This window comes from Streptomyces sp. NPDC048506, from assembly GCF_040651315.1.
Lineage (GTDB): Bacteria > Actinomycetota > Actinomycetes > Streptomycetales > Streptomycetaceae > Streptomyces.
In genome coordinates this window covers 158345-170637 of the sequence record NZ_JBEZIX010000012.1, presented here as the reverse complement: position 1 = coordinate 170637, position 12293 = coordinate 158345, and the positions used below count along the sequence as shown (strand labels likewise).

The following is a 12293-nucleotide window of genomic DNA, read 5'->3' as shown; positions in this document are numbered from 1 at the left end:
CGGGCATATTCGAGTGGATTCCCTCGCAAGGATCAGCCTTGAGTGGAATAGACTCAACTTATCGCACGTTGGTACTTGCAGGATTCGGGTACGAGGGACGACGGAACGTCGTACGAGGAGGATCACAAGGCCGTGGACGCCGAGCTGACCAACAAGAGCCGGGAGGCGCTCAGCGCCGCCAATGACCGGGCGATCACCGCCGGGCACGCGGACATGACGTCCGCGCACCTCCTGCTCGCGCTGCTGGCCGGGCAGGACAACGAGAACATCATGGACCTGCTGGCCGCCGTCGAGGCCGACGCCGCGGTGCTGCGCAACGGGGCCGAGCGCCAGCTCGCCGCGCTGCCCAGCGTGCAGGGCTCGACGGTCGCCCCGCCCCAGCCGGACCGCGACCTGCTCGCCGCGATCGCGGAGGCCACCCAGCGCGCCAAGGAACTGGACGACGCCTACGTCTCCACCGAGCACCTGCTCATCGGTATCGCGGCCAAGGGCGGGCGCACCGGTGAGCTGCTGGAGCAGCAGGGCGCCTCCGCCAAGAAGCTGCTGGCCGCCTTCGAGGCCAGCCGTGGCGGGCAGCGGGTGACCAACCCCGATCCGGAGGGCACGTACAAGGCGCTGGAGAAGTTCGGCACGGACTTCACGGCGGCCGCCCGCGAGGGCAAGCTCGACCCGGTCATCGGCCGGGACCACGAGATCCGCCGGGTGGTGCAGGTGCTGTCCCGCCGGACGAAGAACAACCCGGTGCTGATCGGTGAGCCGGGCGTCGGCAAGACCGCCGTCGTCGAGGGGCTGGCGCAGCGGATCGTCAAGGGCGACGTGCCCGAGTCGCTGCGCAACAAGCGCCTGGTCGCGCTCGACCTGGGCGCGATGGTCGCCGGTGCCAAGTACCGCGGCGAGTTCGAGGAACGGCTGAAGACCGTCCTGGCGGAGATCAAGGCCAGCGACGGCCAGATCATCACGTTCATCGACGAGCTGCACACGGTCGTGGGCGCGGGCGCCGGCGGCGACTCGTCCATGGACGCCGGCAACATGCTCAAGCCGATGCTTGCCCGCGGCGAGCTGCGGATGGTCGGTGCGACCACCCTCGACGAGTACCGCGAGCGGATCGAGAAGGACCCGGCGCTGGAGCGGCGCTTCCAGCAGGTGCTGGTCGCCGAGCCGACCGTCGAGGACACGGTGGCCATCCTGCGCGGCCTCAAGGGACGCTACGAGGCCCACCACAAGGTGCAGATCGCGGACTCCGCGCTGGTCGCCGCGGCCGGCCTCTCCGACCGGTACATCACCTCCCGCTTCCTGCCCGACAAGGCCATCGACCTGGTCGACGAGGCCGCGTCCCGGCTCCGCATGGAGATCGACTCCTCGCCCGTCGAGATCGACGAGCTCCAGCGCGCCGTGGACCGCCTCAAGATGGAGGAACTGGCGCTCAAGAACGAGACCGATGCCGGCTCCGTCCAGCGCCTGGAGAAGCTGCGCAAGGACCTCGCCGACAAGGAGGAGGAGCTGCGCGGCCTGACCGCCCGCTGGGAGAAGGAGAAGCAGAGCCTCAACCGGGTCGGTGAGCTCAAGGAGAAGCTCGACGACCTGCGCGTCCAGGCCGAGCGCGCGCAACGCGACGGCGACTTCGACGCCGCCTCCAAGCTGCTGTACGGCGAGATCCCGGGCGTCGAGCAGGAGCTGGAGGCGGCCGCCGCCGCCGAGGCCGAGCAGGAGGCGTCCAAGGAGTCCATGGTCAAGGAGGAGGTCGGTCCGGACGACATCGCGGACGTGGTCGCCTCCTGGACCGGTATCCCGGCCGGGCGGCTCCTGGAGGGCGAGACCCAGAAGCTGCTGCGCATGGAGGAGGAGATCGGCAAGCGGCTGATCGGCCAGACCGAGGCCGTGCGGTCGGTGTCGGACGCGGTGCGCCGCACGCGCGCGGGGATCGCCGACCCGGACCGGCCCACCGGCTCGTTCCTCTTCCTCGGCCCGACCGGCGTCGGCAAGACCGAGCTGGCCAAGGCTCTGGCGGACTTCCTCTTCGACGACGAGCGGGCGATGGTCCGGATCGACATGTCGGAGTACGGCGAGAAGCACAGCGTCGCCCGCCTGGTCGGCGCGCCGCCCGGCTACGTCGGCTACGAGGAGGGCGGCCAGCTGACGGAGGCGGTCCGCCGCCGCCCGTACAGCGTCGTGCTCCTCGACGAGGTGGAGAAGGCGCACACCGAGGTCTTCGACATCCTGTTGCAGGTCCTCGACGACGGTCGGCTCACGGACGGCCAGGGCCGGACGGTGGACTTCCGCAACACCATCCTCATCCTGACCTCCAACCTCGGCTCCGCCTTCCTCATGGATCCGCTGCTCAAGGAGGACCAGAAGCGGGAGAAGGTGCTGGAGACGGTCCGCGGATCCTTCCGGCCCGAGTTCCTCAACCGGCTTGACGACGTGGTGGTCTTCCACCCGCTCGGCACGGACCAGCTCCAGCGGATCGCCCGGATCCAGCTGGACCACCTCCAGCGCCGCCTCACCGACCGCCGTCTGACGCTGGACGTCACCGACCGTGCCCTGACCTGGCTCGCCTGGCTGGGCCAGGAACCGGTCGTCGACGCCCCCGCGCCCGACCTGTCCTACGGTGCCCGCCCCCTGCGCCGCCTGGTCCAGTCGGCCATCGGTGATCGGCTCGCCCGCGGCATCCTGGCGGGCGAGGTGCTGGACGGGGACACCGTGCGGGTGGACGTGGACGGCGACGGCGAGGGACTGTCCGTGGAGGCGGTCCGGCGGAACGCGGCCTGAGCTGCGACGCTTCCCCCAGGGAGGGTCACGAGGCAGCCCGCGGCGCCGCTCGGTGCCGCGGCCCGGGCACCCGGCCGGACCGCCCGGTCGTTGCCTTGACCGACACCTTGCCCGCTGCCGTTCCGTCCGGGGTTGCCAGGACGGGGCGGGTGTGGGGGAGGATGGCAGGGACCATACGAAGGGAATTCCACGGTGAGCATCGACCCGTCCTCGATTCCGAATTTCGGGGGCCAGCCCGAACCGCAGCCCTCGGGGCCTGATGGTCCCGTCCTGCCCGACCAGGACCTGGTCAAGCAGCTCCTCGACCAGATGGAGCTGAAGTACGTCGTCGACGAGGAGGGTGACCTCGCCGCGCCGTGGGAGCAGTTCCGCACGTACTTCATGTTCCGTGGCGAGGAGGAGCAGCAGATCTTCTCCGTCCGCACGTTCTACGACCGCGCCCACGGCATCGACGAGAAGTCGAAGCTGCTGGAGGCGATCGACGACTGGAACCGCCGGACGCTGTGGCCCAAGGCCTACACCCACACCCATGACGACGGCACGGTCCGTCTGATCGGTGAGGCATCGATGCTGATCGGCACCGGTGTTTCGCTCGAACACTTCGTTTCGAGCACGGTCAGCTGGGTTCGCGCCTCGATCGAATTCGACAAGTGGCTCGTCGAGCAGCTCGGTCTGGAGGCCGAGATCGAAGGAGACCAGAAGCCGGACGACGACGAGGGCTGACCCGGCCCTTTCGCCCCAGCCACCCGGCTGCGCGGGCCCCGGAGCGCAACGGCTCCGGGGCCCGTGTCCGTGTGTGGGGGAGTGGGCGAGCACTGCGAGGGTGGAGCCGTTCCCACGTGATCGCCTCTCCTCAGAGTTTCCGGAGCCGGCCCACCGCCTCCCGCAGCACCTCCTCGCGCTTGCAGAAGGCGAATCGGACGTAGGGCGCGCCGCGGTCCTTGTGGTCGTAGAACACGGCGTTGGGAATGGCGACGACGCCGGCGCGCTCGGGCAGGGCGCGGCAGAAGGCGAAGCCGTCGCTCTCCCCGAGGGGGCGGATGTCGGTGGTGATGAAGTACGTGCCGGAGGGGTTGAAGACGCGGAAGCCGGCGTCGGTCAGGCCGGCGGCCAGGACGTCCCGCTTGCTGCGCAGATCGTCGCGGAGACCGGTGTAGTAGCTGTCGGGGAGGGCGAGCGCCTCGGCGACGGCGTACTGGAAGGGGCCGGCCGAGACGTAGGTGAGGAACTGCTTGGCCGAGCGGACGGCACCGACCAGCTCCGCCGACGCGGTGACCCAGCCGACCTTCCAGCCGGTGAAGGAGAACGTCTTGCCGGCGGAGCTGATCGTGACGGTGCGCTCGCGCATCCCCGGGAAGGACGCCAACGGCAGGTGCTCGCCCTCGAAGACCAGGTGTTCGTAGACCTCGTCGGTGATGACGAGGAGGTTGCGCTCCACGGCCAGCCGGGCGATGGCCGCCAGCTCGTCGCGGGTCAGGACGGTGCCGGTCGGGTTGTGCGGGGTGTTCAGGAGGATCAGGCGGGTGTCGTCGGTGACGGCGTCGCGCAGCTCGTCGAGGTCGAGGCGGTAGCTGCCGGACTCCGGATGGGCGCGCAGGGTCACCGGGACGCGGCGGCCGCCCGCCATCGCGATGCACGCGGCGTACGAGTCGTAGTACGGCTCCAGGGCGATGACCTCGTCGCCCGGCTCCAGCAGCGCCAGCAGCGAGGCCGCGATGGCTTCGGTGGCGCCGGCGGTGACCAGGACCTCGGTGTCGGGGTCGTACGAGAGGCCGAGGTGGCCGTAGCAGCGCTCCTGGTGGGCGGCGACCGCGGTGCGCAGTTCGGGGACGCCGGGGCCCGGCGGGTACTGGTTGCCGCGGCCGTCGCGCAGCGCCCGCACCGCTGCCTCTCTGACCTCCTCCGGACCGTCGGCGTCGGGAAACCCCTGGCCGAGGTTGATGGAGCCGGTGCGTACGGCGAGTGCCGACATCTCGGCGAAGATCGTGGTGCCGAATTCGGCGAGGCGGCGGTTGAGCAGCGGTCGGTCCATGCGCGCCATCCTCCGCCGAACCTCTGGAGTTCCTCAACTGTGCTTTGAGACGCCGGGAGCTCGGGCATCAGCCCCGCACACAGGATGGTGACGGCCGCCGGACGGGCGGCCGGCGGCGCGGGACGGCGCCGTGGCTCGGCGCACGGGGCGCCGGACGGAGCGATGCACCTCCACTGCCCAAGGGCGTGGGAGGTGGCCCCACGCTTCGGGGGGATACGAAAGGACGTGAGGCAGATGGGGATCGTGGCTTTCCTGGTGATCTGCGTGATGGTGATCGGGCTGGTGGCCCTGGCCGCACGCAGCGGCGCCGGCGGACGGCGCGGAAGCGGGTACCGCAGTTCCGGTGGCAGCAGCTGGTGGGCCGGCGGCGGTGACTCCGGTTCGAGTGGTGGCCACCACGGCGGCCACCACGGGGGCGGGCACCACGGCGGGCACTCGTGCGGCGGCGGCCACGGCGGCCACGGCGGCCATTCGTGCGGTGGCGGGGGCTGCGGCGGGGGTTCCTGAACCGGCCCGAGGCCCCCTCAACTACACACGTGCGGGCGGCCCTTGCCGCTCCGCATATGCGTCCGGCGGGCTGGGCGGAACGCCAAATCCCGCCGGGCGTAAGGTGGTTGAACAGATGAACTGCATGGCCCTCTAGGGGATGGAAACCCGGAGGAGATGGGTAAAAGCGCTGTGGGTGACCGGTCTTTCATGATTACCTCTTAACAGAGAATTCCCCACGTTCTCCGATCCCACGTGGGCACGTGCCGGCAGGCAGACGAACATTCCTGATCCTTCACGGGCGGGCCGGCCCACCATTCCACTGCGTGCTTGCGGAGCCGACCCATGCTCACCACTCTGAAGACGGCGTACACCGATACCCGTGCATCCGACCTGGCCTGGGCGCTGGGCAGGGAACCCCTGCCGGCCCTCGCCGTACTCGACCTCCAACTCCACGGCGCGCAAGTGCAGTTGAGGCTGCTCGGCGCCTCCCATCAGGTGCTTCTGGAGGAGGAGCACGGCACGTGTTCCGAGACGGTCGCCTGTATGCCGGGCAGCAGCACCCCGCTGCCGCTCGGCGTGGCCAAACGGCTGGGCGACTGGGAGTACGAGTTCGCCGCGCACGTGGAGACCCTCTCCCACGGCTCGTTCGCGGGCCGGGCGCAGGAGCTGCTGGCGCTGGTCGCCGAGCATCCCTACGGGCTGGCCGGCACCTTTCCTGGCTCGCCGCACGCCTTCACCGCAATGCTGGCCCAGTGCCAGCAGGGCCGGGTGCGCTGGCGGACCTGGCACGCGTATCCGCAGGAGGGCCGCCTGGTTGCCACCCGTACGCGGGTGGGCGTACGCGCGGCGGTCGCGGCTGTCTAGTGGGTGACCGGCCGAAGTGACCGACCCGGTCGGCCGGGACGGTCGGTGGGTGGGCGCGGGGTTGTGGGGTGTGGCGGTCGCGGGTGGTGCGCGCTCGGGGCATGGATGGACGAGGGAGCGCGCACGACGGTGAATGCGCCGGCGGATCGAAGCCGTCGCAACTGGCGCCCCATGCGCATCGACATCGCCCCAACTGGCGCGTGTAGCCCGCAGACTGCACTCGTGTGGGTGACGAAGAGCGACGGAAGCGTCACGTAGCGTTCACTCATGATCGACCCCCCAGAGTCCGTTCTCACCGGCACCCTCGGGGCGCCGGAGGTCCTCGCGCCGGCGCGGCTGCCCGTGCCGACCGGGCTCGGTCGGCTGCTGGTCCTCGCCGTGGTCTTCGTCTGCGCCGCCTGCGGCCTGGTGTACGAGCTCGAACTGGTCGCACTGGCCGCGTACTTGGTCGGTGACTCGGTCACCCAGGCGTCCGTCGTCCTGTCCGTCATGGTCTTCGCGATGGGCGTCGGCGCACTGCTCGCCAAGCGGCTGCGCTGCCGGGCGGCGGTCGGCTTCGGCGCGGTCGAGGCCGGCCTGGCGCTGGTCGGCGGCGGCTCCGCGATGGCGCTCTACGCCTGCTTCGCCTGGTTCGGCCAGTCCCGCTCAGCGCTCGTCGGCTTCTCGCTGGCGATCGGCGTGCTGATCGGCGCCGAGGTGCCGCTGCTGATGACGCTGATCCAGCGGGTCCGCCGGCAGGACGCGGGCGGCGCGGTCGCCGATCTCTTCGCCGCCGACTACGTCGGAGCGCTCGTCGGAGGCCTGGCCTTCCCCTTCCTCCTGCTGCCCTGCCTCGGCCAGTTGACCGGCGCGCTGGTCACCGGCGCGGTCAACGTGGTGGCCGGCGGTGCGCTGGTGCTCTGGCTCTTCCGCCACGACCTGACCGTCCGCGCCCGGTGGCTGTTGCTCGTCGTCAACGTCCTGGTGCTCGCGCTGCTGGCGACGGGCATGCTGCTGGCCACGCCGTTCGAACGGGCCGCCCGGCGCGCGGTGTACGGCGCTCCGGCGCGGGTCGCGGTGCAGACCGGCGTACAGGAAGTGGTGCTGACCGGCGGTACGGGGCACGGGAGGAAAGGTTCCGGCCCGCCGCTGGAGCTCTACCTGGACGGGCGGTTACGGGTCAGCTCGGACACCGAATTCCGCTACCACGAGGCGCTGGTGCATCCGGCGATGGCGGGCGGCCCGCACGCCCGGGTGCTGGTGCTCGGCGGCGGCGACGGCCTCGCGGTGCGCGAGATCCTCCGCTACCGCGCCGTCCGTTCCGTGACCGTCGTCGAACTCGACCCCGGCGTACTGAAGTTGGCCCGCACCGACCCCGGACTCTCCCGCCTCAACCACCACTCGCTCGGCGATCCACGGGTGCACGTGATCACCGCCGACGCCTTCGACTGGCTGCGGTGGCAGGCCGGTCGGAGCCGCCACCCGGCGCCCTACGACGTCATCGTCTCCGACCTCCCCGACCCCGGGATCACCGCCAGCACCAAGCTCTACTCGCAGGAGTTCTACGGCCTCGCTGCGCGGATGCTGGCCGACGGTGGGCGGCTGGTGGTCGACGCCGGACCACCGGTCGTGCGGGCACGGACGTACTGGACGGTGGTGGCGACGGTCCGCTCGGTGGGCCTGGCGACCGTCCCCTACCGGGTGCCGGGCCGAGCCGCCGGTTTCTCCGGCGGTCCGGACCGCTCGGCCAACCCCACTCCCTGGACGGCGGCCGACGGGCTTCCGACCGCCGTGCAGCCGCCCGACCGGAGCCGCTACTGGGGGTTCGTCCTGGCCGCGCGGCAGCGGCCCCGGTTCGGGCTGGCGCCCGACGCGCCCCCGCTCGCCGGCGTCACCGCGGCCGAGCTGCAAGCCGGCCGGCGCGGGGCGGCCCGCGCCAGGATGGCCGGGCTGCCGGTGTCGACGCTGATGCACCCGCGGTACCTGGACTGAGGCGGCACCGGCTCGCCGGCGGGCGCGGGCGGGCCCACCGAGGGGCGGCCCCGGCCCGGTGCGCAGAAAAGTGTGCGTGTGCGGGCACGGCTCCGGGGGCGCTGGGTAGGCTCCCATGTCATGGAGCATGAGGTGTACGTTCCGTTCCCCGTCGGCACCGTGCGGCAGGCGCTCACCGAGCCGGAGCGGGTGGCGCGCTGTGTCCCAGGAGTCCAGCTCGACGCCGATGCGGCCCCACACTGCCCCGAGGGCCGGCTGCGTCTGCGCATCGGGAGCTCCACCATCACCTACCGCGGCTCGCTGACGGTCAGTGCCGAGGACGCGCGGGTGACGGTCGAGGCGAAGGGCACCGAGGCGCGCGGCGACGGATCGGTCGCGCTGACGCTGACCGTACGGCTCTCCCCGACCACCGAGCCCGGCCCCGGTACGACCCTGACCTGCACCGGCACGGTCCACAGCGAGGGCCGGCTCGCCGAGGCCACCGGCCAGTCCGCCCAGACCGCCGGCCGCCGACTGCTGGACCGCTTCGCGGAGAACCTGACGGCGGACCTGCGGCAGCGACCGGTGACCGACACCGAGGAACCCGCCCAGCCCGGCGTCTTCGACTCCGACGTACCGCCGCCGTCCCTGGACACGCTCAGCGACGAGGACACCTACGCGGGCGACCGGTACCCGAGTGACACCTACGGCGCCGCCCCCGCGGAGGCGGCCCACGCCCGTCGGACGATGATCGGCCGCAGCGCGGAGGAGGTCGACCACGCCCCACCCAGGGGCCGCTACGCGCCCGTCCCGGCCCCCCAGACGTCCTCCACCTCCGCCACCCTCCGCTGGGCGGCCCCCGCCGCGGCGGTGGTCGTGGCGGGGGCGGTGGTCGTGGGGCGCGTCCTGCGACGGCGGCGTTGACCTCCTACGCTGTCGGCTTTCCCGCCGTGGCCTAGGCGGCCGGCGCTCCCCCCACGTTGTTGGCTTTCCCGCCGTGGGTGTTTCGCGCCGTGGCGCCTGCGGCGGGCGTGGGTGTTGTCGGGTGCGGTGACGGGCCTCCGGGGCAGGGTTTCCGGACTGCTTCGCTTTACGCTCCGCTGCGCTCCGCCTTTGCTCTTCATCGAGCCTTCGGAAGCAAAGCCCGGACACCCTGCCCCTCCGGCCCGTCCCCTCCCGTGAGTGGGAGGAAAGACGGTCGTGGGGGCGGGTGTGAGTGGGCTGGTGCGCGCAGATGACGGTCTACGGGCACCCCCACCGGTCTTCTTCCCCACCATCCACGGGAGGGGGCGGACCGCAGGACGAAGTCCGGAGGGGCGCACCCGCAGCTGACAGCCCCGCGCAGCGGCAACAGCCCGCCGCAGGCGTCATGGAGAGAAAGCCAAGAACGTGGGGGGAGCGCCGGCCGCCAGGCCACGGCGGGAAAGCCAACAACGTGGGCAGGCAGCCAAGCGCAGCGGAGGGGCCAAACGGCAAGGTGCCAGCACGGCGCCGCAGACGAAAACGTGGGAGGTCAGCCAACCGCCGCGTAGGGTCGTCACCGTGAGTACCGACAGAGACACGCAGGCCGCGCCGGAGGCGACGGGTGTTCGCCTCGTTGCCGGGAGCACCGAGTTGACCGTGCGGCCGGACGACGGCTGCCGGATCGGCAGCCTCCGTATCGGCGGGACGGAGATCCTCCGGCAGGGCGCCACGTACGGCTGCTTCCCGATGGTCCCGTGGTGTGGACGGATCGAGCACGGGCAGTTCCGCAACGGTGGTGAAGTGCACCAGATGCCGGTCAATGCGCCGCCGCACGCCATCCACGGCACCGGGCGCAACCTCCGCTGGCGGACGGTGCGTTCGAGTGCCACGGAGGCGGTGTTCACCTACGAGCTCACCGATCCGGCGGCGCCGTGGCCGTATCCGGGGCGGGTCACCCAACTCGTCGAACTGGCCGAGGACGGTGGGTCGCTCACCCTCACCATGGGCGTCGAGGCGACCGGCGACTCGTTCCCGGCGCAGGCCGGCTGGCACCCGTGGTTCCTGCGGAACCTGGGGGTCGGTGAGGACGCACGGATCGACTTCGCTCCGGAGTGGCAGGAGGAACGCGGCGCCGACCACCTCCCGACGGGTCGGCGCATCATGCCCAGGCCCGGGCCCTGGGACGACTGCTTCGGCATGCCGCGCGGGGTGGATGTCACCCTCACCTGGCCGGGCCGCCTGGAGCTGAGGGTCGCCAGCCGCGCCGAGTGGGTGGTGATCTACGACGAGCAGGAGGCGGCGGTCTGCGTCGAGCCGCAGTCCGGCCCGCCGAACGGCCTCAACACCCTGCCGCGCCTGGTCACCCCCATCGACCCCCTGGAGATCTCCACCACCTGGAGCTGGCGGAGCCTGTTGCCGGGCACCGCCTAAGCTCAGGGGCATGAGTGACGACGTGCGCGGCGAGCTGCTGCAGCAGATCAAGGACAAGGCCGTGGTGCACGGCAAGGTGACGCTTTCTTCCGGCAAGGAGGCCGACTACTACATCGACCTGCGCCGGATCACCCTGGACGGCGAGGCCGCGCCGCTGGTCGGTCAGCTGATGCTGGACATCACCGCGGACCTGGACTACGACGCGGTCGGCGGGCTGACGCTCGGCGCCGACCCGGTCGCGACCTCGATGCTGCACGCCTCCGCCGCGCGCGGGCGGCGGCTGGACTCCTTCGTCGTCCGCAAGGCGCAGAAGGCGCACGGTATGCAGCGCCGCATCGAGGGCCCGGACATCAAGGGGCGCCGGGTGCTGGTCGTCGAGGACACCTCCACCACCGGTGGTTCGCCGCTGACCGCCGTCGAGGCGGCGCGTGAGGCGGGCGCCGAGGTCGTTGCGGTCGCGACGATCGTCGACCGGGGTGCCGCCTCGGCCATCGCCGAGGCCGGTCTGCCCTATATCACGGGCTACCAGCTCGGCGACCTCGGGCTGGGCTGAGGGTCGCCCGGAGACTGGAGCGAGGGCTCTGACCTGCGGTTTTGATGAGGGGTGCGGTGTTTCACGTGAAACACCGCACCCCTTTCGCATGACGGCCGGACGGGCGATGTGGAGCTCCCGGTCGAGTCTGGGAGGATGTGCTCGGCGAAGTCCTCGCCCCCTGGTCAGGGCCAAGAACGCACACCCGCACACACAAGGAGCGGACAGATGCCCATCGCAACCCCTGAGGTCTACAACGAGATGCTGGACCGGGCGAAGGCAGGCAAGTTCGCCTACCCGGCCATCAACGTCACGTCGACACAGACGCTGCACGCGGCGCTGCGGGGCTTCGCCGAGGCCGAGAGCGACGGCATCATTCAGATCTCCACCGGTGGTGCGGAGTTCCTGGGCGGCCAGTACAACAAGGACATGGTGACCGGCGCGGTGGCCCTCGCCGAGTTCGCGCACGTCGTCGCCGCCAAGTACGACGTCACGGTCGCGCTGCACACCGACCACTGCCCCAAGGACAAGCTCGACGGCTATGTCCGCCCGCTGCTCGACATCTCCGCCGAGCGTGTGGCCAAGGGCCAGAACCCGCTCTTCCAGTCCCACATGTGGGACGGCTCGGCCGAGACCCTGGCCGACAACCTGGCCATCGGCCAGGAGCTGCTCGCCAAGGCCGCCGCCGCCAAGATCATCCTTGAGGTCGAGATCACCCCGACCGGTGGCGAGGAGGACGGCGTCAGCCACGAGATCAACGACGAGCTGTACACCACGGTCGAGGACGCGCTGCGCACCGCCGAGGCGCTGGGCCTGGGCGAGAAGGGCCGCTACCTGCTCGCCGCCTCCTTCGGCAACGTCCACGGCGTCTACAAGCCGGGCAACGTCGTGCTCCGTCCCGAGCTGCTGAAGGACCTCCAGGAGGGCGTCGGCGCCAAGTACGGCACGTCCGCCCCGTTCGACTTCGTCTTCCACGGCGGCTCCGGCTCCACCGAGCAGGAGATCGCCACCGCGCTGGAGAACGGCGTGGTCAAGATGAACCTGGACACCGACACCCAGTACGCCTTCTCCCGCCCGATCGCGGACCACATGTTCCGCAACTACGACGGTGTGCTGAAGGTCGACGGCGAGGTCGGCGACAAGAAGACCTACGACCCGCGCAGCTGGGGCAAGCTGGCCGAGGCCGGTATGGCCAAGCGCGTCACCGAGGCCTGCGCCAACCTGCGCTCCACGGGCACCAAGATCAAGTAGTCCGTCCGTCAC

General features: G+C 71.2%; 10 protein-coding genes. 9 read left to right on the top strand and 1 reads right to left on the bottom strand.

Annotation, left to right across the window (positions count from 1 at the left end; translation table 11 throughout):
• Positions 1–132: 132 nt before the first annotated feature.
• Both clpB and AB0C96_RS12545 read left to right on the top strand, forming a co-directional pair.
• Positions 133–2769 carry an ATP-dependent chaperone ClpB gene (gene clpB / locus AB0C96_RS12550; protein WP_362916470.1) on the top strand — a complete coding sequence of 879 codons (2637 nt, stop codon included), beginning with the start codon at positions 133–135 and terminating at the stop codon, positions 2767–2769.
• A gap of 192 nt (positions 2770–2961) precedes the next feature.
• A complete protein-coding gene (locus AB0C96_RS12545) occupies positions 2962–3492 on the top strand; it encodes a YbjN domain-containing protein (protein ID WP_362916468.1) in 531 nt (176 codons plus the stop codon).
• 130 nt (positions 3493–3622) lie between these two features.
• Here AB0C96_RS12545 and AB0C96_RS12540 read toward each other — a convergent pair whose 3' ends face one another.
• Positions 3623–4801 (bottom strand): pyridoxal phosphate-dependent aminotransferase, encoded by a 1179-nt coding sequence (locus AB0C96_RS12540; protein WP_362916466.1) that lies wholly within the window; start codon positions 4799–4801, stop codon positions 3623–3625.
• Between the two features lie 234 nt (positions 4802–5035).
• Here AB0C96_RS12540 and AB0C96_RS12535 point away from each other — a divergent pair, with 234 nt between their 5' ends.
• The 7 genes from AB0C96_RS12535 to fbaA all read left to right on the top strand — a co-directional run bounded on the left by AB0C96_RS12535 (position 5036) and on the right by fbaA (position 12281).
• On the top strand, positions 5036–5308 hold the full coding sequence (locus AB0C96_RS12535; protein WP_362916464.1) for a hypothetical protein: 273 nt from the start codon (positions 5036–5038) through the stop codon (positions 5306–5308).
• Between the two features lie 324 nt (positions 5309–5632).
• Positions 5633–6154 (top strand): DUF2617 family protein, encoded by a 522-nt coding sequence (locus AB0C96_RS12530; protein ID WP_362916462.1) that lies wholly within the window; start codon positions 5633–5635, stop codon positions 6152–6154.
• A gap of 267 nt (positions 6155–6421) precedes the next feature.
• A complete protein-coding gene (locus AB0C96_RS12525; protein ID WP_362916460.1) occupies positions 6422–8125 on the top strand; it encodes a polyamine aminopropyltransferase in 1704 nt (567 codons plus the stop codon).
• Between the two features lie 120 nt (positions 8126–8245).
• Positions 8246–9028, top strand: a complete 783-nt coding sequence (locus tag AB0C96_RS12520) for an SRPBCC domain-containing protein (protein ID WP_362916458.1) — start codon at positions 8246–8248, stop codon at positions 9026–9028.
• A 618-nt stretch (positions 9029–9646) separates the two neighbouring features.
• Positions 9647–10498: an aldose 1-epimerase gene (locus tag AB0C96_RS12515; protein WP_362916456.1), complete on the top strand. Its 852-nt coding sequence runs from the start codon at positions 9647–9649 to the stop codon at positions 10496–10498.
• A gap of 10 nt (positions 10499–10508) precedes the next feature.
• Positions 10509–11051, top strand: coding sequence for an orotate phosphoribosyltransferase (gene pyrE / locus AB0C96_RS12510; RefSeq protein ID WP_362710425.1), 543 nt, complete (start codon positions 10509–10511; stop codon positions 11049–11051).
• 207 nt (positions 11052–11258) lie between these two features.
• Positions 11259–12281, top strand: coding sequence for a class II fructose-bisphosphate aldolase (gene fbaA / locus AB0C96_RS12505; protein WP_362916454.1), 1023 nt, complete (start codon positions 11259–11261; stop codon positions 12279–12281).
• The last annotated feature ends 12 nt before the right edge of the window (positions 12282–12293 follow it).